This window comes from Niallia sp. FSL W8-0635 (assembly GCF_038007965.1).
GTDB lineage: Bacteria > Bacillota > Bacilli > Bacillales > Cytobacillaceae > Niallia.
The window spans coordinates 79,020-100,000 of the sequence record NZ_JBBOYD010000001.1 but is presented as its reverse complement, the minus strand read 5'-3'; the positions used below and the strand labels follow the sequence as shown (position 1 = coordinate 100,000).

The window sequence follows — 20,981 nt, the reverse complement described above, 5'->3', positions numbered from 1 at the left end:
CGTGGCTTTCTGGTTAGGTACCGTCAAGGTACAAGCAGTTACTCTTGTACTTGTTCTTCCCTAACAACAGAGTTTTACGATCCGAAAACCTTCATCACTCACGCGGCGTTGCTCCGTCAGACTTTCGTCCATTGCGGAAGATTCCCTACTGCTGCCTCCCGTAGGAGTCTGGGCCGTGTCTCAGTCCCAGTGTGGCCGATCACCCTCTCAGGTCGGCTACGCATCGTTGCCTTGGTGAGCCGTTACCTCACCAACTAGCTAATGCGCCGCGGGCCCATCTGTAAGTGACAGCGTAAACCGTCTTTCAGCTTTTCCACATGAGTGGAAAAGGATTATCCGGTATTAGCTCCGGTTTCCCGAAGTTATCCCAGTCTTACAGGCAGGTTGCCCACGTGTTACTCACCCGTCCGCCGCTAACTTTAAAAGCAAGCTTTTAAAGTCCGCTCGACTTGCATGTATTAGGCACGCCGCCAGCGTTCGTCCTGAGCCAGGATCAAACTCTCCAATAAAGAGTTGATTAGCTCAAATGCTAAACTCTAGCTTTTTGTTACTTGTTTTTCGTTTTATAACATTAGTTATAAAACGTTTATTGTTGACGTTTGTTTGTTCAGTTTTCAAAGAGCAATTTGTTTCGCGTCGTCATCGGCGACTTTTTAATATTATCAGAAGCCGTTGTCGAAGTCAACACTTTTTTTAATTTCTTTTTTCTTTCATCATTGCTTGTTTCAGCAACGAATATTAATATACCACCGTTTCACACTCTATGCAACTACTTTTTAAAAGAAAAAATATTCTTATTATTTAATTGTATTTTATTTCTCATTTAACTTTTAAAAGTAACAACAACCACTCTACAACACTCCTCTAATTCCTTCTTTTCTTTCACTCTCTTCTATAGTGTACTGTCTACTTCAATTTAATACCTAGCATCCTCCCTAAATACAACCACTCCCCCACCACTTCTATTGCATCCCATTTAGCAAATAAATAGTTATTAGTAATCTAACACAACAACTTTTTGAAAAATAAAAAACATGGTACCTTCATGTAGGTACCATGCCTCTGTATTAACGATGTCTCATCAATGGGAATAATAATACATCTCTAATAGATGGAGAATTTGTTAACAGCATAACCAAACGGTCAATACCAATTCCTAATCCGCCTGTAGGAGGCATACCGTATTCTAAAGCCTCTACAAAATCCTCGTCCATTAAATGCGCTTCATCATTTCCTTGCTCACGCTCTTTTAATTGTGCTTCAAATCTTTCTCTTTGATCGATTGGATCATTTAATTCAGTAAAGGCATTCGCATGCTCTCTTCCTACGATGAATAGTTCAAATCGATCGGTAAAACGAGGATCTTCCTCGTTTTTCTTCGCTAATGGCGAAATTTCTAACGGATGTCCATAAATAAATGTTGGCTGAATTAATTTCTCTTCTACTCTTTGCTCGAAGAATTCATTAACAATATGACCATATGTCATATTATCATTGATTTCTATATTATTTTCTTTTGCTAATTTTCTAGCCTCTTCCACACTCATCTCAGGCCAGAAATCTACGCCTGTGTATTGCTTGATCGCATCTACCATATGAAGTCTTGTCCATTCTGGCTTCAAATCAACTTGATAATCTCCATAAGCTACTGTAGTTGAACCATAGATTTCTTGCGCGATATGGGCTACTAAATTTTCTGTAAGACTCATAATATCACGATAATCAGCATAAGCTTCGTAAAGTTCAATCATCGTAAATTCTGGATTATGTCTTGTTGATACACCTTCATTACGGAATACACGACCAATTTCATATACTTTTTCTAATCCACCAACTATTAATCTTTTAAGGTGAAGCTCAATAGCAATACGCATATATAACGGCATATCTAACGCATTATGATGGGTAATAAACGGACGCGCAGATGCTCCTCCTGCAATGGAATGCATCATCGGTGTTTCTACTTCTAGATAACCGTGACTGTCTAAATATCGACGCATTGATTGAATGATTTTACTACGCAGAATAAATGTATGTTTGCTTTCTTCACTCGAAATTAAGTCTAAATAACGTTGACGGTAGCGTTGCTCAATGTCTTTTAAACCATGGAATTTATCAGGTAATGGGCGCAACGCTTTTGTAAGCAAAGTAAAATCTTTTACTTTAATGGAAAGTTCCCCTACATTTGTTTTAAATAACACGCCTTCAACACCAACGATATCTCCTAAATCTACAGAGTTAAAAATAGCATATTGCTCTTCCCCTACATTGTCTTTACGAACATACAATTGAATCTGCCCTTCAAGATCTTGGATATGAGCAAATCCAGCTTTTCCTTTTCCTCTTTTCGTCATTACTCTACCAGCAATTGTAACAGTAATATTTTTTTCCTCTAGTTCTTCTTTCTCTAGAGATTCATATTGATTTTTTAACGCTTCTGATAAATGAGTTCTATCAAAACGTTTACCAAACGGATCTATTCCTTGTTCGCGTAACTCATTCATTTTGTTACGTCTAACTAGTAATTGGTCATTTAAGTTTAATTCTTCATGACTCATGCTTAATCATCTCCACTATCTTTTTATGTATGATCACCTAAAAAAGGAATCGTTCAAATTTATACATACTTTATTATTCTACACAATGTCACGATTACAGACACTAAAAAAGCAAAAAAACTGTCAGATTTTTATCCAACAGCTTTATTTTTACACATATTACAGGAAATTTAAACAGTTACCTTCAAATTAACCTACTTGGATTTCGGATTGCTCTCTAGCTTCTACTTCAAGTACAAGCGCATTTAATACTGTTGCTAACTGTTCTCTTGTTTCACATTGATTAATCGCTGTTCTTGCTTTTGCGTTTCCTTTAATCCCCTTTAAGTACCACGCAGCGTGTTTACGCATTTCTCTAACTGCTACATACTCACCCTTTAAGCTGATTAATCGATCCAGATGAAGTAAGCATACATCTATTTTTTCACGAGCAGATGGATCGCCTACTAGTTCACCTGTTTCTAAATACTTAACCGTGCTATAAATCATCCACGGATTTCCGAGTGCAGCTCTCCCAATCATTACACCATCACAGCCTGTTTCTTCTAACATCCTTTTTGCATCCTGCGGTGTTTTTACATCTCCATTTCCCATTAAAGGAATATTGATCGATTGTTTTACTTCACGGATAATATCCCAATTTGCTGTTCCTTCATATAATTGAACTCGTGTTCGACCATGTAACGCAACAGCCGCTCCACCAGCACTTTCAACCGCTTGTGCATTTCTTACTGCATAAATATGGTCTTCATCCCATCCCATACGCATTTTAACCGTTACAGGTTTGTCCACATTTTCTACAACAGCTGAAACCATATCATAGATTTTGTCTGGATCTAATAACCATCTAGCTCCTGCATCACATTTTGTAATCTTCGGCACGGGACACCCCATGTTTATATCAATAATATCAGCATTGGTATTCTTATCAACAAATTGCGCTGCTTCCACTAACGTTTCTTTTTCTCCACCAAAGATCTGTAAGCTCAATGGATTTTCGCGTTCATCTATATAAAGCATGTCCATTGTTTTCTTATTCTTTAAAACAATCCCTTTATCACTTATCATCTCCGCACAAACAAGACCTGCCCCAAATTCTTTCACTGTTAAACGAAATGCAGAATTCGAAATTCCTGCCATTGGTGCAAGCACAACACGGTTGCTTATTTCAACATTTCCTATTTTAAACAATCTTTTACCCCCTTGATGAGCAGTGCTTATTTACTTTGATATGGATCTAATTCTTCCCTTGTTATCTTTAGAACACCTACAATAGAATCAATCATCTCTTCTGAAGGCATACGATTACCTCGCTCGATCTCCCCTAAAATAGAAACAGAAACAAGTAGCTCTTTCGCTAGACTTTCCTGTGTATATCCTTTTAGCTTTCGAAAAGCTCGAATACGTCTTCCCCATTTTTCTGTTGTTTCCATACCCTTACTCCTTCTCTATCTGGCAAAAGCTTCAAACTTTCTTTTAAAAGCATTGATTTATTTGGTAACTTTATGTCTGGAGCAATTTCTATTAACGGAACTAAAACAAATGCTCGCTCTTCTATTCTTGGATGTGGAATTATTAGCTTATCTGATACTATATTTTCGTGATTATACAATAAAATGTCAAGGTCTATTGTTCTGGGTCCCCACCGAATTATCCTTTTTCTCCCAAGCTCATGTTCGATACTTTGGCATTCCTCTAATATAGAATAAGGATTTAATGATGTTTCAATCTGTACGACAATATTCAAAAATAGTGATTGTTCCTCATATCCGACTGGATCAGTCTCATAAACAGATGAAATATTTACCACTTTTATTTGACTATGATTACGAAGCATTTGTACAGCCTCACATAAGTATTCAAATCGATTGCCTATATTTGATCCTAATGATAAATAAACATTATTCATCCTTTTCGGCTCCTCGTAATTTCCACAGCAACCGATTTATAATGACCTGGAATCGGAGGATCTGGTTTAATAATACGAACCGTTATGCTTTCAATGAGGGAATAAGATACCAAAAGCTTCTTAGCGATATTTTCTGCAACTGCTTCAATTAATTGATAAGGCTTTCCTTCAACAATCTCCTTCACATCAAAGAAAAGCTCGCCATAATTAACCGAATATTGTAAGTCATCTGTTTCTCCAGCCTTTGCTAAATCTACTTCTGCTTGTAAATCTACGATAAAGCGCTGGCCTAACTTATTCTCTTCTCTAAAAACCCCATGATATCCATAGAATTCCATTTGATTTAACATTATCTTATCCACTGTATTCTCCCTTTCCCATTAAAGCATCCATCATACGCGTCATTCTAGTCATTTCTTTCACATCATGGACACGAATAATATGACATCCTTTTTGAATACCGTAGCAAATAGTAGCCCCCGTTCCTTCCATTCGTTCCGTTACAGGTAAATTTAACACATTGCCAATCAATGATTTTCTTGAAGTTGCAAGCAGCACAGGATACCTCATATCTACAAGCTTATCTAACCCGCGCATCATTTCTAAGTTTCTGTTTAAATCCTTTGCAAAGCCAATACCTGGATCAAGAATGATTTTATCATTAGGGACTCCAGCTGCTTTTGCAATATCAACACTTTCCTGTAAATCAGCTACTACATCATCTAAAAAGGAATTGTAGTCAAGATTATTCCTGTTATGCATTAAAATAATTGGAGCTTGAAATTCTGCTGCAACTTTTGCCATTCTAAGGTCTCTTTTCGCTCCCCATATATCATTGATAATATGCGCACCCGCTTGCAACGACTGCCTTGCTACTTCTCCTTTATATGTATCGATCGATAAAGGAACATTTACCTCTCTCGTTAATCGCTCAATAATCGGAATTACTCGTTCCAATTCTTCTTCTACCGAAATTTCAGTATAACCAGGTCTTGTAGACTCCCCACCAATATCAATAATATCCGCTCCGTCCTCTACCATCTGGCGAGCGCGACTTAACGCCGCTTCTATTTTGTTATATTTCCCTCCATCGGAAAAGGAATCAGGATTTACATTTAAAATCCCCATCACCTTTGTTTTTTTTTCAAAATCCAATGTGTATGGACCACACTCTATTTTATTTATCATTCCTATTATCCTCCTAACTCTTTTACCGACCATAATTGTTTGGAATGAATTCTATATTCCTTATGAAGCACAGCAACGATACCGCCCTCTATTCCTTTATAATCATATGCATTCACCCTTTTTATCGGAATAATCTCCTGAATAGAATTTGTTGCAAATACCTCTTCTGCTTCTGCAAGCATATCTAACGGAAACAGCCCTTCTTTTATTTCTAACCCCATCTGTTCTGCAAGCTTTAAAACAAACTGTCTCGTAATTCCATTTAATATACCCGTTTGTAAACTAGGCGTATATAGCACTCCCTCGATAACCCAGAAAAGATTAGAAGTAATCCCTTCTGCCACATAGCCTTCCTTTGTTAGAAAAATCCCTTCTATTGTCACATCTGTACCAATCTCTCTTTTAGCAAGAATATTATTAAAAAAATGATGAGATTTTAAGCGAAAAGCCCCTTCTGGTGTATTTCTTGGAATCGTCACTATTTGTCCCGTTTTTTCTACCATACCATTCGCTTCAGGAAGGGATTTTATATACACAATTGTATTCGGTTCTATATATGGTTCTGTTTGGAGTCCAATCATTCCATTTCCAGCTGAAACGTTCCAACGGATATAAGCATTTTTTATATTGTTTTTGTCCAGTAGACTTTGAATAATCGAGACAACTTCTTCTCTTCCAAAAGACTTTTCTATGTTCATCTCTTTTAGACCGTCATTTAATCTACTAAGATGGTCATCTAATAGAAAGGGATGTCCATTATACACACGAAATGTTTCAAATAAGCCTAGACCATACATAAATCCGTGGTCAAATACAGGTATAACTGCTTCTTCCTCACAAATATACTGTCCATTTAAGTACATAAACATCTTATCGTTTGCTTCCTTCTTTATAAAAGTGAATGAAATTTTGCAATATCTCCATGCCAACCTCTGTCATAATGGATTCTGGATGAAACTGTACTCCTTCAACCGGAAGTTCTTTATGTCTAATCCCCATAATTTCACCTTCCTTTGTCCAAGCAGAGATTTCTAAACACGATGGTAAAGTTTCCTTTTTAACAATTAAGGAATGATAACGTGTAGCAGAAAAAGGGTTTGGCAAGCCTTGAAAAATAGTTTTATTATCATGATAAATTAATGAGGTTTTTCCATGCATTAAATTAGCAGCTTGTACAACCTCGCCTCCAAAAACCTGTCCAATCGCTTGATGACCTAAACACACACCAAATATCGGCATGTCACCAGCAAAGGATTGTATTGCCTCTAAACTAATCCCCGCTTCATTCGGAGTACACGGTCCTGGAGAAATCATCAAATAGGCTGGATTTTCTTTTTTTATTTCTTCCAAAGAGGTTTCATCATTTCTTTTCACTTGTAATTCTTGCCCTAATGAACCTAAGTATTGCACAAGGTTATAAGTGAAAGAATCATAGTTATCAATCATAAATATCATTCGTTACCACCTAATTTCTCTTCCGCTAATTCTTTCGCATTCCATAGTGCCCTAGCTTTTTTCATAGATTCTTTGTATTCATTTGCAGGGATTGAATCAATCACAATTCCCGCACCAGCTTGAACATATGCCTGATTTTCCTTTACCAGCATCGTGCGAATCATAATATTTAACTCTACATCGTGATTAAAACCAATCCATCCTAAAGAACCAGTATATGGTCCTCGTCGAACTGGCTCTAATTCTTCAATAATTTCCATCGTTCTTATCTTCGGAGCACCCGTAATCGTTCCACCCGGAAACATGCTATCAATGAGATTATACTCATCTTTATCGTCTGCTAATTGTCCTTTTACATTAGACACGATATGCATAACATGGGAATACTTTTCGATTACCATAAATTCATCGACTTGAACGCTCCCATATGCACATACTCTTCCTAAATCATTTCTTTCTAGATCCACTAGCATCACATGCTCAGCTCTCTCCTTTTCACTTTCCATTAATTCGTTAGCAAGAGCCTTATCCTCTGCCTCATTCTTACCACGAGATCGTGTTCCTGCTATCGGCCGTGTGCTCACTTCCTGTCCCTTCTTTTTAACTAGAAGCTCTGGTGAACCACTCACTAACTGGAATTCCGGTGTATGGAAATAACCCATGTAGGGAGAGGGATTTAAAACTCTCAGTTGCTTATAGACTTCAAGCGCAGACACATGCAAAGGTTTAGCCTGACGAACAGACAAGTTAACTTGGAATACATCTCCCTCAGAAATATATTGCTGAATCTTGCGCACAGATTGTTGGAACTCGTTATCCTCAATTGATACCTTCAGTCCCTCCGTTTTGTCTATATCACCTTGCGGATATGCTATTCTATTCTCTTCTGTCCATCCTAGAGCGTAGGTTTCTACTTTATCCTGAATAGCTGCTACCTGATCTTCTTCATATAAGCCAGAAATCCATAGTTTATTTTCTTTATGATCGTAAGTAAACCACTCTTTAAATAATAAAAAGAACACATCTGGAATATCCATGTCATCGTTTGTTTGATTCGGTAATTTCTCAATATAACGGATGTAATCATAACTAATAAACCCAAGCGCACCTCCTTGAAAGTCAGGTAGATCTGGATTAGACTCTACCACATATTGATGCATTACTTGTTTTATCGAATGAAATGGATTCCCTTCGATTAATGTGGTACCTTCTTCATCTATCACTTCTAAACGATTATCTCTACCTATCATTCTTGCTACCGGTGAAAAAGCACCAATACTATATCTGCCACCTCGTCCACTTTCTAACAAAACATAATGTGACTTATCTTCCGCAAGGGATAAAAAATGCTTAATAAACTGCTCATGTGTTAGAGAAATAGTCTTACTATATATCTTGTAATTCTTCAATCAGGCTTCTCTCCTTAAAATTTATCTGTTCTCATCATACAGGATGCGTAAAGGGAAATACAAAAAAATCACATATTTCTGTTTCCAATTCTGTAGTGCTGCTTTATTTTCTAAAAATAAAAAGCCCCCCTTAAAAGGGAGGCTTTAATGATCCAACTCTTATGCTTACTCTTCATCAAACTGATAAAGAGGTGTGCTTAGGTAGCGTTCTCCGTTACTTGGAATAATCGCTAATACTTTTTTCCCTTTTCCTAGCTCTTTTGCTACTTGTAAAGCTGCATAAATAGCTGCACCAGAAGAAATACCACCTAAAACGCCTTCTTCTTTTCCTGCGCGACGAGCGTATTCAAAGGCTTGATCTGTTGAAACTTGAATAATACCTTCATACACTTCACTATTTAAAATATCAGGAACAAACCCAGCACCGATTCCTTGAATTTTATGCGGACCTGGTTTACCACCTGATAGAACAGGAGAATCTGCAGGCTCTACTGCATAAATCTTGATATCTTTATATTTTTCCTTTAATACTTCCCCAGCACCAGTAATTGTTCCACCAGTACCAATTCCAGCAATAAATGCATCTAAGCCTTCGTCACCAAAAGCATCTATAATTTCCGGTCCTGTTGTTAATCTATGTACTTCAGGATTAGAAATATTTTTAAATTGTTGTGGAATAAAATAGCCATTTTCTTTTGCTAATTCCTCCGCTTTACGAATAGCTCCACCCATTCCTTCAGGACCTGGTGTCAATACTAATTCTGCACCATAAGCCTTCAATAATCTACGGCGCTCAATACTCATTGTTTCTGGCATAACTAATATGGAACGATAACCTTTTGCTGCAGCAACCATAGCAAGACCGATTCCTGTATTTCCACTAGTTGGTTCAATAATCGTACTACCTGGTTTTAAGTCACCGCTTTTTTCAGCCGCTTCAATCATTGCTAATGCAATACGATCCTTAACACTGCTACCTGGGTTCATATATTCTAATTTCAAATAAACATCTGCACTAGCATCGTCTACTAAACGATTTAATTTTACTATAGGTGTTCCACCGATAAGATCGACTACAGAATTTGCTATTTTTGTCATTTTCTATCTCCCCTTATTTTATTCCGAGTATTTTAATTGGTTTTATAATATTAATTTACCAAATAACATCTTCTTTTGTCAATCAATATGTTTGTATTTTCCGAAAAATTAATCATTACTTTTAATACTTCAATTTTATAAAGATTATTGCTCTATAGGACCATAAAAAATCTTCCTATCATTTTTCCCCTTCTTGCTACTTCTCTAACAAGTTTACGCGCATTTATACTCATTCAGTATTTCTCCCATAAAAAACAGCCTCTAAAAACGATGTATATATAATCATTCTTAGAGACTGCCTATTAATTTTCTTATTTTGCTTCTTCTAGTAATTTTTCTAGTTCTTCTTTGCTAAACATATATTTCTCATTACAGAAATGACATTCCGCTTCTGCCTGACCATCTGTTTCAATAATATCTTCAATTTCCGCTTGGCCTAAACTGATGATCGCATTAGAAAATCTATCTTTCGAGCATGTGCATGTAAAAGAAATTGGCATTTTTTCAATTACTTTTACATTGTCTTTCCCACAAATCTCTTCTAACAATTCCTCTGGTGTTAAGCCCTTTTCAATCAATTTGGAAATTGGCGGAATTTCACTCAATCGTTTTTCAATCTTTGTAATCGTATCCTCTTGTGCTCCAGGCATTAATTGAATAATGAAACCTCCAGCAGCTAAGATACTATTATCCGGATTCACCAATACCCCTACACCAACAGAGGAAGGTACCTGCTCTGAATTAAACAGGTAATAGGTAAAATCCTCTCCAAGCTCTCCAGAAACGATTGGAACCTGGCCGGTAAAGTAGTCACGCATGCCGATATCTTTTACAACCGATAACGTTCCTTCTGTTCCGACAGCTCTTCTTACATCTAATTTACCGTGTTCATTCAAGTCAAAATGAACTTGTGGATTGGTAACATATCCACGCACTTCTCCTTTAGCATTTCCATCTACTAGGATAAGGCCAATTGGTCCACCACCGTCAATTTTCACGGTTAATTTTTGCTCACCTTTAAGCATAGCTCCTAGCATTGCTGTTGCTGTTAAAGATCTCCCTAAAGCTGCGGAAGCGGTTGGCCATGTATGATGCCTTCTTTGTCCTTCTCCTACTGTTTCGGTACTTCTTACTGCATACGCACGAACTTCCCCATCAAACGCTAATGCTTTTACTAAATAATCACTCATAATTTACTCCTTTATCTTCTATCAGTTAATCAACAGATTCATTATTCCAATTAAAATAAACTTCTCTTATTATTTTAGTGTATCCTTATTTTTTTTATAAATAAGTTGTAATCCCTTTAATGTTAGAAATGGATCTATTTCATCTATAATATTAGATTCTTTTGCTATAAGGTTTGCTAACCCTCCTGTAGCAATGACCTTAGGCTGAACAACGCTTTCTTCTTTCATTCGTTTAACGATTCCCTCAACCTGTCCTACATAACCGAAAAGAATCCCTGATTGCATGGCAGAAACAGTATTTTTTCCAATAACCCCTTCAGGTCGAGCAATTTCAATACGCGGTAATTTCGCCGCTTTAGAATACAAAGCTTCTGTTGCAATATTAATTCCAGGCGCTATTGCTCCACCCATATATTGCTTGTGTTCATTTATATAACAGAAGGTTGTAGCTGTACCAAAATCCACCACAATCAAAGGACTTCCATATTCATGAATAGCCGCAACTGCATTGACAATCCGGTCAGCCCCTACTTCTTTAGGATTATCATATTTAATATTTAAACCTGTTTTTGTTCCTGGACCAACCACTAACGGTTTCAATTGGAAATACTTTTGGCACATTCTTTCCAGAGAAAACATGATAGGAGGAACAACCGATGAGATGACAATCCCACTAATATCCGAAAAGGTTAAACCGACATGGTCGAAAAGAGATTTAATGATCATACCATATTCATCTTCCGTTTTATAACGATTGGTTTCAATTCTCCAATGATGCTTTAATTCTTCTTTATCATATACACCTAATACTATATTTGTATTTCCAATATCAAAGACAAAAATCATTATGGTCACCACTTTTTTATTAATTTCATTCTTCAAATCCCATTTATCTTTATTGCTTTATTTACTTTATCTTATTCTCCTTATAGCCCCTAAAGCGCTTTTTCACAGATGTATATTACATCTTAAGAACGCCCTTACCTAAAGCCTTAAATAAACGGTCTTTTCCAATACTGGACATATCATAACATACAACTGGAAAGAGACAAAGTCTAAAGCAATAGTTGAGCTTATTCCTTCTTTTTGAAACAAACAAAAAAGGATACGCTCCTAAAAGCGCATCCCTTGCTAGATGAACGACTTACTCGTCACGATCATCCTTTTTGTTAATATTTACCTTTAAATCTTCTGAGCCTAAAGTAGTATCAGCCTTTTTCGAACGATCCGGCAAGACACCATCTTTATATAGACTATTGATTTGTTCTGCATCCAAAGTTTCAATTTCAAGAAGTGTTTCAGCGATTAAGTTCAATTTCTCACGGTTTTCTGTAAGAATTTGCTTCGCTCTTTCATAACATTCTTTAATAATTCTTTGGATTTCTAAATCTATATCGTATGCAATTGCATCTGAATAGTTTTGTTCGTTATTTAAATCTCTACCAAGGAACACTTGGCTTTGTACTTGACCGAATTGTAATGGTCCAAGCTTATCACTCATCCCATATTCTGTCACCATTTTGCGAGCAATACCTGTAGCTCTTTGGAAATCATTATGTGCTCCGGTACTTACTTCACCAAATACGATATCCTCTGCGACACGACCACCAAGTAAACCAGTAATCTTATCAAGAAGCTCTTGCTTTGTCATTAGGAAACGATCTTCCTTAGGAAGCATAACGGCATAACCGCCAGCTTGACCTCTTGGTACAATTGTTACTTTATGAACCATATCCGCTTCATCTAACACAACACCGATAATTGTATGTCCCGCTTCATGGTAAGAAACAATATTTCTTTCTTTTTTAGAAACAACACGGCTTTTCTTAGAAGGTCCAGCAATAACACGATCTGTTGCTTCATCCATGTCTTCCATATCGATTTTCTTTTTATCTGATCTTGCTGCAACAAGCGCTGCTTCATTTAGAAGGTTTTCTAAATCAGCACCAGAGAATCCTGGAGTACGCTGAGCAATACTTTTTAAATCTACAGCTTCATCTAAAGGCTTGTTACGAGCATGTACACGTAAAACCGCCTCACGACCATTAACATCTGGTCTATCTACTGTAATCTGACGGTCAAAACGACCTGGACGTAATAAAGCAGGGTCTAAAATATCCGGACGGTTTGTAGCAGCGATAATAATAATACCTTCATTCGCGCCAAATCCATCCATTTCAACTAATAGTTGGTTTAATGTTTGTTCACGTTCATCGTGTCCTCCACCTAAACCAGCACCACGTTGACGACCAACAGCATCTATTTCATCAATAAAGATAATACAAGGAGCATTTTTCTTCGCATTTTCGAATAAATCACGAACACGAGAAGCACCGACCCCAACAAACATTTCTACGAAGTCAGAACCACTGATAGAGAAGAAAGGTACGCCAGCTTCCCCAGCAACTGCTCTTGCAAGTAACGTTTTACCTGTTCCTGGAGGTCCATTAAGAAGGACACCTTTTGGAATTCTAGCACCTAGCTCAGCAAACTTACGTGGATCCTTTAAGAATTCCACCACTTCAACTAGCTCTTGCTTTTCTTCATCAGCACCCGCTACATCATTAAAGCGAACTTTTTTCTTTTCTTCATTGTAAAGCTTTGCCTTACTTTTACCAAAGTTCATTACGCGGCCGCCACCGCCACCTTGGGCTTGATTGAGCAAGAAGAAAAATAAGATAAAAATAATCACAAACGGAATAATTGAAGTAAAGAATGTAATCCAACCACTTGTTTCTTGTGCAGGCTGCACATCGATATCGGATCCTTCTTTAGCGGCTTTTAGAATTACTTCTGCATTTGTTTCATTATTTGTTACATAAGAAACAAACGTTTCGTTTTCTTGATAGCCTTTTAATTTCCCGCGAACTTCAAGGACACCTCTTTCAGGCTGTTGCGTTATTTCTGCAACATCACCACTTTCAAGGTGATTTATCAATTCAGTATATGTCAAATGCTTGGTAGGCTGATTATTTCCATTGAAAAAACTAACCACACCGATAATTACTAAAAATATTAATAAATAAAAAATGGTATTACGAAAAATACGGTTCATCCCTTACCTCCTCCCACGGTAAACAAACTATAAAGTATAGTAACATAGAAAATTAAGTAAATTCAAGGAATTACCCTTTGCAGACTAGAATTCCTCTACTTTATACTTATTCACTTTCACTTGTATAAACTTCTGGTTTCAAAACACCAATATAAGGTAAATTTCGATACTTTTCAGCGTAGTCTAATCCATACCCAACTACGAAAGCATCTGGTACGATAAATCCTACATAATCTGCTTCAAGATCTGTTTTTCTACCCGTTGGTTTATCAAGAAGAGTCACAATTTTGATTGATTTTGCTTTACGATAACGGAACAACTCTACAAGGTAGCTTAATGTTAAGCCACTATCAATGATGTCTTCAATAATTAATATGTCTCTTCCTTCAACAGAAGTATCCAAATCCTTTAAGATTTTTACTTCCCCAGAAGAAACAGTAGAGTTACCATAGCTTGACACATCCATAAAATCCATTTCTAGGTATGTATCCACTCGTTTTAAAAGATCAGCCATAAATGGCATAGCACCTTTTAATACGCCAATTGCCAAAGGAAATTTATCTTGATATTCCTCTGTAAGTTGAAAAGCTAAATCCTTGATTTTCCCTTGTATTTCTTCTTCAGATATCAATATTTTTTCAATATCGTGTTTCATTTCTTGTGTGCCCCCTAGAAGATCATTGCTTTTTATATGTTATTAATAGATTACTACCACTATTCGTATTACTATGAGAATATATCGATTTTTTTAGTCCTGGTATCCATAGAATATCGCCATTACTATCCGTAATAATCGGCCAACTCTCTCTTTCGTGGATTGGAATCTTCTCATCGATAAAAATACGGCTCACTTTTTTCTTCCCATTCATCCCTTTCAACCGAATTCTATCGCCATCTCTTCTAGTACGGATAATAAGAGGAAAGGAAATAGAGGATGCGTCCAAAAGAATACAATGACTATCTGTATGATGTTCACCATTAATATATTCTACCTTAATATTATACCCATTTGGTAATAATAACTCTCCCATTTTTGATAATTCATAATAAAAGGATTTTGTTGGAGAAAAATTAAGCTGAAAATGGAGAAAATCATACGACTTTTTCACTTTCAAACCATTCGGGAGATCAATATTTCCAGAAGAATGAGGACGCTTAAGTAAGACAAAAATTTGCTCAGTATGTAATGCGGATAATGAAATAGACATCTCGTCATAGAGATAATTTAATATTAGTTGAATACACCTTCTTTGTAAAGGAATAGCTATTGAAAGAAATCGATTAATATCAACGACTACTTCCGCGTCTCCTTTTTTGGTTAATATAAAAGAAAGTATTTCTTCTGCCTGCTTCATTAAATAAGCTTCATCTTCTGCTAATTCTTCACTAAATCGCTGAAAATGCCTTGCCGCATGTATGTTTTCTTTTTTCAAAAAAGGGACAACATGCTTTCTATATCTGTTGCGGCTATATGTTTCTTTTTCATTACTTGGATCTCTTCTTGGATTTAGATTATGTACTGTACAATATTCCTCAATATCCTCTCTTTCTAAACATAAAAAGGGACGAATGATTTCTCCTGTTCCAAATTTGCGGGTAAAAGGAATCCCAGCTCTAGCCTTCCCCGAACTCCCTCTTGTTAATCGCATCAGAATTGTTTCTATTTGATCATCTCCATGATGACCTAACGCTAAGTAATTTGCGTTATATTCCTTCATAACTTCTTCATAGAAAGCATATCGACACTCTCTAGCAGCAGTTTGAGAATTCATCCCTGTTTCTTCAATAAACGCAGGTAAATTTATCTGCTTCCAAACAAAGGGAATATTTCTTTCTTCACAAAAAGATTTCACAAATTCAGCCTCTTTAAATGATTCCTCCCCTCGAAACATATGATCCACATGTCCAGCATAAACAGTGATTTTCCATTCTTCTGCTTTTGTCCATAAAAAATGAAGAAGCGCTAAAGAATCCGGTCCACCAGAAACTCCAACTAAGATTTTTTTTTCTTCTAGGGTCACATTTTTTCTTTGCAGGTAATTTGTAACTTGATCCTCAAACATTCTAATTACTTCCTTATCACTATCACTATTCTATCAACAGCCAGGTTATTACTTTTTCATCTGACGTTGTAGTTTACTATAGTCAAGGATATCACTTTTTTTAAAGTGATACCAAAGACTATTCTCTAAAATGATTAAAAATCCTCTTTTCAAGTTAATTGACCATATATATACAAAATATAACAAATAGAGATAAGAATAATGATAAGCAAAGATTCCATCCACCCAGCTTTTTTCTTCTTTTTGATTATGGTGCTTCTCATGCTGGAAGATGGGAGATTTTGTCCCTTTACTTGTCGAGAAGTATTCCCTTGAGCTCTAGATGATACTGTTCTTCTAGTTAGATTTTCCCCACTTGTTAATTTTAATAAATCTAATCGCATTTCCTTTGCGCTTTGATATTTTCCAGTTAATGCTTTTACAAGAACCCCCTCATAACGTTGAAGTTCTTTTTTTTGTCGAATCATTGTTTGTAGCTGTTTAATGCCGCCTTCTGTTTTATTAAATCGCTTTGGATAATAAAGGTTCAGCATGATCATAGCAACAGCAAACAAATCATAGCTTGGTTCTGCTTTTCTTGTTCCCAATCCCCAGTAACCTCTATCAAAGAACTCTGTAAATTCTTTAATTGCTCTTCCAATAATCGTTGTTCCACCTACATCTATACACCTAATTTTCGTAGGTGGTCCAGTTATAATTAGGTTCTCTGGTTTCAAATCTCCAAAGACCCAATTATTTTCGTGAAGGACCTGTAAATCCTTTAGTAATTGAATCATTAGTACATCAATCCATGACCCTTCCTTATTGTGAATAAAGGTCAGTAAATCAGGTCCATTAATGTATTCCATTACATAAAACGAGATAGTTCCCCTATTTGTTACCCAATCATCCACATCTATTAAAGAAGGTCCAAGGCTATAACCTTGGACCTTTGCAAAGGACTTTAATACATTTACTTCGGAAGTTATAGATACACTATTGTTGCTCAATTTCAAAGCAACTTTTCCTATTATGGAATCCGCTAAAAAAACAGTACCATTTGCTCCATAGCCAAGCTCCTTCAAGATTGTATACTGCTTGTTATGCCACTTTCCTTTTACTACTGTACCGTTATTTATTTTAAATTGACTCTTCGATGTATTCATCATCACTTGAAATCAAGCTCCTTAATGAGCGCTTATGCTTAAAGTAATAGACTGCTTCTTTTAAAGCTGGACCAGTTGGTGTAATTCCTCCCGTGGATAATTTCGGAAATATACTTGTTAGAGATTCTAATCGTGGAGTCCAATCCATTAATTTTTCGACATCTTTCTTTTTCCCGGGAAATACAAATACAGAGTAACGATTTTCTCCAGATCTAGCATTCAAGCTTAGAGATAGATCAAGTAATGCCTCTTTAACAGTTGGAAGTTTATGCTTCATACTCGCACTTGTATCCAATAATACTAATACTTCGAGCTCAACTGTTTCTCCTAGTTCATCTACAACCTCCATTACTTCTCCTCGTTTTTCTGGCGGAAGATCCTCCATTGTTTTCGAAGCACCGAGAATTTGCTGCAGTTCTTTGTTGACTACTCCTTGGAGTGTTTGAGTCATCGCTTTTTTCGTAACCATTTGGACAGTCTGGCTTAATTGCTGTGCATATACAACTTGGCTTACACCACCTCCAGAGAGTGCAATGCCTTCGATTTCCTTCATTCCCTGCTCATCAATCGTATCTTGTTCCATTACTCCAATGACATTGACTGTAATTCCTTGTTCATTAGCTAACGCAGCCATGGCAATCGGATCTTCTCCTTTGTTAGAACAACCATCTGTAATAAGCAATACCTGTTTTAACGTACCTGTTTTCATAAATATCTCCCCTCCATCTTCATGAGTTAGTCCCATTCTCGACGAAAAGGGAAGAATTTATACTTATTTAAAAGGATAAACAATGAGGAGATTTCTTTTTCCTATTAATTTGCTACTTGCTTAAAACCTTTTACTGGTATAGATGCCCACTTAGGAATATTATGATCAATTTTCGCAACTAAGACCGTCATGTCATCTTCAATTAATCCTAAACGGGATCGTATAACCTCCTCCATAATTAAATCTGCTACTTCTTGTGGCTTCTCTGTTTTTAACTCTTTGATTTTTCGTTTCATCCAAACTTCAAAGTTTTCAACATGTTTTGGTCCTTCAAAAACACCGTCACTCATCATAATTAGCAAATCACCGGCCTTTAATTGCTCACTAACAACATCTACATCAAATTCTTGGAGAATTCCCATAGGTAAATTACTTGCCTGTATTTTCATTACTTTTGATCCTCTTTTAATAAAACTTGGTGTAGAGCCAATCTTTAAAAATTTTACGGCTGCGTTTTGCAAATCAATCATCGCTAAATCTAATGTTGAAAAAATTTCATCTGTTGTCCGCAAAGAAAGGATCGAATTAATCGATTTAATTGCCACTTGTTCCTCAATCCCTGATTGAAGAATCTTTTGCAATAATTGCAGTGTCTCTTCGCTCTCTACATGGGCACGCTTTCCATTCCCCATTCCATCACTTATCGCCATCGCATATTTTCCTAGCCCTAATTCAATCGTTGAATAGCTATCACCTGAAATAAATCCGCCATCCTTCGCTGCATGTGCAACGCCAGTCTCTACCGTATATGCTTTTGCTGACCGGAATGTTGCATGACTGTAATCATTGGAATACTCTGAAACCTCTTCTTTATTTACAATAATTGTTTCACCAAGAATATCTGATAACATAGGTGCAATTAACTTTTCGCATTCTCCATATCCTGTATTATATGGAATGGTTATATCAATATCGACATTGCCTTGTTCCAGACTATAGATTTCTACATTTTCAATATGAATGCCAAATTCCTGGATTGCTTCTAGTATTAATTCTTCCTGCTTATAATGATTTTCTCTTTCTCTTTGAATTTCTTTTGCAAAGTCCCCCATTACTTCTGATACGCCAAGCAATTGATCTGCAACTAGTTTTCTACTTTCCTGCACTTGTTTTTTTAGTTTTTGGTTAGCCTGGTACAATGCGAGTTCTTGATGAATCGCATCGGTTACCTTCTTCGATCTTGTACAATGCTTATCCCACTCCCTCGAAAGATTAGAGGAAATATTTCCGCCTGTATCAGCCATTTCAGTCATAATATCTTTCATATAATCATAGGTTGTATTAAAGTTACGTGCCCAGCAGTGTTCCTTTCGAAAGCATGTCTGACACGTCTTTTCCGTGACATTACTTAAAAAATAATCTAACTCGTTATCTTCTTCCTCTACCATCTCACTAATGTTGGGAGAAGAAAAACTGTTGGAAAGCGCCTGAAAAACATTAGAAAACTGTGAAACTCTTTGCGCTGTAACATCTCTCATCTTTCGCATATATTGTTGTTGTTCTTGGGAATACTCTGTTGTTCCAGGGATGTGCTTTGCAATCCGAGAAGTTAAACTTTTTGGTGTTAGAAGGAATAAGAAAACAGCTATTGTTGTTTCCATTAATGAAACAGATACCACCCCTCCTCCTTCTCCATACATTCCAATTAGAAGCGTAGCAATAAACAGACCAAGTGCTACACCGATTTTTTTCCCTTCTTTCAGCAATCCTCCTAGAAGACCTGAAAATGCTAGTAAGCTCATATGATAAAAGCTTGAAATACTCGCCAGACTAAAAATTAACCCAGTTACTACACCCACAGTTGACCCAATAGTCGCCCCTGCAATGAAGGAAAACACTAACACTAAGTAACGGGACATAATGTGCTCAATCGATAAACCATAAACCGCCCAACCAATTGTCCCGGTCATAATAGAAGCTAACATGATAATCAGACAAACAATCTCTTCTGTTTTAAGTGCTTGTCTTCTTTTATTCACTGTGAGCAGTGGCAAGCTTTGCAAAAAGATTAATGTCAGAATATAACCAAGGCTTCCTTCTACAAACGCTAACATTCCACCATACAATGTAAAACCATTTGTTAATAGATATGCTTTCACTAAGCTACCTAAAAAGATAAGCCCAAAAACAAATACTGGCACAAGTTGTTGCTCCTTGCTTTTCCAGTTCAAAATGATTTTATAGCTAATCAAAAATAAGAAAGATAAGACAAAATTAGTAGCCGCCTCCGTTATTCCTAAAGTAGCCGCACCAGCAATTAATCCAATCAGGGCAAGGGGAGCTTTATCTTTCCTTGATAAATACACCGCTGCAAAAAATGGAAGCGCAAAAGGAGTAAGCTGCCCTAATATTAAGGCTCGTCCAAGTAAAAAACCAATGATTAGTAGTAAATAGCCTTTTACTAAAAAGAAATTCTCCAATTTTGTATTAAATTTATGAACAAATGAGCTGAAGCTATCCCGCGACTTCCCAAAATCAACTTCACCAATCGGATCGATTATATCCCTTTCTACTTTTTCCATAAACCACACTCCCTATCAAGTATCGTTGTTCAACATTATAGAAGGTAGCTTTTTAAAAGTTTGTCAAAATAACGAAGCAGTTCCAACTTTTCGCTCGACTTCTTTCCTTCAATTTTTTAAGCAGCTACAAAATTCGATAGATTCCTTCCTACTGTTTTTTCTGTATATCCATTGATAAGAAGCTATTCTATAATGAAAGCGTCTTTTTCTCAGAAATCATCCTTAGGTACATTCTCTTTGCTACTGTCACTTTTTTTGTATTTATTGCTTCTTTTTGTCAATTCATGCAATATGTTTTTTTATTTCTTTATCCTACTAGATTTAATTACTTCTACTAAAAATCTTTCTGCATATACTAATCGGCAATAAAGATTTTAATGATACATTCATAAGCTTTACGATGATTCGATTAATATCTAAAATAAATATCCTAAATCTATTGACATCACATTTATTTCTTTGTATTATATTAATTGTCTTGTTAATATTATGGCGGTGTAGCTCAGCTGGCTAGAGCGTACGGTTCATACCCGTGAGGTCGGGGGTTCGATCCCCTCCGCCGCTATCTAAGAAAAAACCACGTAAATTTTTTACGTGGTTTTTTGTATTTTTAGAAAAGC

The 20,981-nt window shown here is 36.4% G+C and carries 18 protein-coding genes, 1 tRNA gene and 1 rRNA gene (1 of these 20 only partly in view); 1 reads left to right on the top strand and 19 read right to left on the bottom strand.

Translation table 11 applies throughout. The annotated features are described in order from the left end of the window. From NYE52_RS00505 to spoIIE, 19 genes are all read right to left on the bottom strand, one after another. A 16S ribosomal RNA gene (locus NYE52_RS00505) occupies nucleotides 1–509 on the bottom strand (it extends 1,040 nt beyond the left edge of the window). Between the two features lie 558 nt (nucleotides 510–1,067). Then, nucleotides 1,068–2,558, bottom strand: coding sequence for a lysine--tRNA ligase (gene lysS, locus NYE52_RS00500; protein ID WP_341191313.1), 1,491 nt, complete (start codon nucleotides 2,556–2,558; stop codon nucleotides 1,068–1,070). A 189-nt stretch (nucleotides 2,559–2,747) separates the two neighbouring features. Beyond that, entirely contained in the window at nucleotides 2,748–3,749 is a 1,002-nt protein-coding gene (dusB, locus tag NYE52_RS00495; protein ID WP_341191312.1) for a tRNA dihydrouridine synthase DusB, read from the bottom strand. Nucleotides 3,750–3,775: 26 nt separating this feature from the next. Next, nucleotides 3,776–3,991 (bottom strand): helix-turn-helix domain-containing protein, encoded by a 216-nt coding sequence (locus tag NYE52_RS00490; RefSeq protein ID WP_341191311.1) that lies wholly within the window; start codon nucleotides 3,989–3,991, stop codon nucleotides 3,776–3,778. After that, nucleotides 3,940–4,467: a 2-amino-4-hydroxy-6-hydroxymethyldihydropteridine diphosphokinase gene (folK, locus tag NYE52_RS00485; RefSeq protein WP_341191310.1), complete on the bottom strand. Its 528-nt coding sequence runs from the start codon at nucleotides 4,465–4,467 to the stop codon at nucleotides 3,940–3,942. The genes NYE52_RS00490 and folK overlap by 52 nt, the downstream gene beginning before the upstream one ends. After that, nucleotides 4,464–4,829 carry a dihydroneopterin aldolase gene (gene folB, locus NYE52_RS00480; RefSeq protein ID WP_341191309.1) on the bottom strand — a complete coding sequence of 122 codons (366 nt, stop codon included), beginning with the start codon at nucleotides 4,827–4,829 and terminating at the stop codon, nucleotides 4,464–4,466. Before folB ends, folK begins: the two co-directional genes overlap by 4 nt. Then, a complete protein-coding gene (gene folP / locus NYE52_RS00475) occupies nucleotides 4,822–5,655 on the bottom strand; it encodes a dihydropteroate synthase (RefSeq protein ID WP_341191308.1) in 834 nt (277 codons plus the stop codon). Before folP ends, folB begins: the two co-directional genes overlap by 8 nt. Before the next feature lie 5 nt (nucleotides 5,656–5,660). Then, nucleotides 5,661–6,524 carry an aminodeoxychorismate lyase gene (pabC, locus tag NYE52_RS00470; protein WP_341191307.1) on the bottom strand — a complete coding sequence of 288 codons (864 nt, stop codon included), beginning with the start codon at nucleotides 6,522–6,524 and terminating at the stop codon, nucleotides 5,661–5,663. A 1-nt stretch (nucleotide 6,525) separates the two neighbouring features. Continuing rightward, the gene (gene pabA / locus NYE52_RS00465) at nucleotides 6,526–7,110 is read right to left on the bottom strand and encodes an aminodeoxychorismate/anthranilate synthase component II (protein ID WP_341191306.1); all 585 of its coding nucleotides are present in this window, start codon (nucleotides 7,108–7,110) and stop codon (nucleotides 6,526–6,528) included. Then, entirely contained in the window at nucleotides 7,107–8,519 is a 1,413-nt protein-coding gene (locus NYE52_RS00460; protein ID WP_341191305.1) for an anthranilate synthase component I family protein, read from the bottom strand. Before NYE52_RS00460 ends, pabA begins: the two co-directional genes overlap by 4 nt. A gap of 165 nt (nucleotides 8,520–8,684) precedes the next feature. Continuing rightward, nucleotides 8,685–9,617, bottom strand: a complete 933-nt coding sequence (gene cysK, locus NYE52_RS00455; protein ID WP_341191304.1) for a cysteine synthase A — start codon at nucleotides 9,615–9,617, stop codon at nucleotides 8,685–8,687. Nucleotides 9,618–9,928: 311 nt separating this feature from the next. Then, entirely contained in the window at nucleotides 9,929–10,807 is an 879-nt protein-coding gene (gene hslO / locus NYE52_RS00450) for an Hsp33 family molecular chaperone HslO (protein WP_341191303.1), read from the bottom strand. Nucleotides 10,808–10,876: 69 nt separating this feature from the next. Further along, entirely contained in the window at nucleotides 10,877–11,653 is a 777-nt protein-coding gene (locus NYE52_RS00445; RefSeq protein ID WP_341191302.1) for a type III pantothenate kinase, read from the bottom strand. Between the two features lie 298 nt (nucleotides 11,654–11,951). Then, entirely contained in the window at nucleotides 11,952–13,862 is a 1,911-nt protein-coding gene (gene ftsH / locus NYE52_RS00440; RefSeq protein ID WP_341191301.1) for an ATP-dependent zinc metalloprotease FtsH, read from the bottom strand. A 106-nt stretch (nucleotides 13,863–13,968) separates the two neighbouring features. Next, nucleotides 13,969–14,517 (bottom strand): hypoxanthine phosphoribosyltransferase, encoded by a 549-nt coding sequence (gene hpt / locus NYE52_RS00435; RefSeq protein ID WP_341191300.1) that lies wholly within the window; start codon nucleotides 14,515–14,517, stop codon nucleotides 13,969–13,971. A 22-nt stretch (nucleotides 14,518–14,539) separates the two neighbouring features. Further along, a complete protein-coding gene (gene tilS / locus NYE52_RS00430) occupies nucleotides 14,540–15,925 on the bottom strand; it encodes a tRNA lysidine(34) synthetase TilS (protein WP_341191299.1) in 1,386 nt (461 codons plus the stop codon). A gap of 149 nt (nucleotides 15,926–16,074) precedes the next feature. Beyond that, complete coding sequence (locus tag NYE52_RS00425) at nucleotides 16,075–17,076, bottom strand: serine/threonine-protein kinase (RefSeq protein ID WP_341191298.1); 1,002 nt, start codon at nucleotides 17,074–17,076, stop codon at nucleotides 16,075–16,077. Continuing rightward, nucleotides 17,045–17,779, bottom strand: a complete 735-nt coding sequence (locus tag NYE52_RS00420) for a vWA domain-containing protein (RefSeq protein ID WP_341191297.1) — start codon at nucleotides 17,777–17,779, stop codon at nucleotides 17,045–17,047. The genes NYE52_RS00425 and NYE52_RS00420 overlap by 32 nt, the downstream gene beginning before the upstream one ends. A 104-nt stretch (nucleotides 17,780–17,883) precedes the next feature. Continuing rightward, nucleotides 17,884–20,361, bottom strand: a complete 2,478-nt coding sequence (gene spoIIE, locus NYE52_RS00415) for a stage II sporulation protein E (protein ID WP_341191296.1) — start codon at nucleotides 20,359–20,361, stop codon at nucleotides 17,884–17,886. A 491-nt stretch (nucleotides 20,362–20,852) separates the two neighbouring features. On the opposite strand from spoIIE, the gene NYE52_RS00410 reads away from it, so the two are divergent. After that, nucleotides 20,853–20,926, top strand: a tRNA-Met gene (locus NYE52_RS00410). Nucleotides 20,927–20,981 lie beyond the last annotated feature (55 nt).

Bases quoted from the DNA above. Each gene is read 5' to 3' on its own strand.
- folP (WP_341191308.1), bottom strand. From the start codon at position 5,655: ATGATAAATAAAATAGAGTGTGGTCCATACACATTGGATTTTGAAAAA.
- NYE52_RS00490 (WP_341191311.1), bottom strand. From the start codon at position 3,991: ATGGAAACAACAGAAAAATGGGGAAGACGTATTCGAGCTTTTCGAAAG.
- cysK (WP_341191304.1), bottom strand. From the start codon at position 9,617: ATGACAAAAATAGCAAATTCTGTAGTCGATCTTATCGGTGGAACACCT.
- pabA (WP_341191306.1), bottom strand. From the start codon at position 7,110: ATGATATTTATGATTGATAACTATGATTCTTTCACTTATAACCTTGTG.
- ftsH (WP_341191301.1), bottom strand. From the start codon at position 13,862: ATGAACCGTATTTTTCGTAATACCATTTTTTATTTATTAATATTTTTA.
- lysS (WP_341191313.1), bottom strand. From the start codon at position 2,558: ATGAGTCATGAAGAATTAAACTTAAATGACCAATTACTAGTTAGACGT.
- pabC (WP_341191307.1), bottom strand. From the start codon at position 6,524: ATGTTTATGTACTTAAATGGACAGTATATTTGTGAGGAAGAAGCAGTT.
- NYE52_RS00445 (WP_341191302.1), bottom strand. From the start codon at position 11,653: ATGATTTTTGTCTTTGATATTGGAAATACAAATATAGTATTAGGTGTA.
- folK (WP_341191310.1), bottom strand. From the start codon at position 4,467: ATGAATAATGTTTATTTATCATTAGGATCAAATATAGGCAATCGATTT.
- hslO (WP_341191303.1), bottom strand. From the start codon at position 10,807: ATGAGTGATTATTTAGTAAAAGCATTAGCGTTTGATGGGGAAGTTCGT.
- tilS (WP_341191299.1), bottom strand. From the start codon at position 15,925: ATGTTTGAGGATCAAGTTACAAATTACCTGCAAAGAAAAAATGTGACC.
- hpt (WP_341191300.1), bottom strand. From the start codon at position 14,517: ATGAAACACGATATTGAAAAAATATTGATATCTGAAGAAGAAATACAA.
- NYE52_RS00420 (WP_341191297.1), bottom strand. From the start codon at position 17,779: ATGAAAACAGGTACGTTAAAACAGGTATTGCTTATTACAGATGGTTGT.
- spoIIE (WP_341191296.1), bottom strand. From the start codon at position 20,361: ATGGAAAAAGTAGAAAGGGATATAATCGATCCGATTGGTGAAGTTGAT.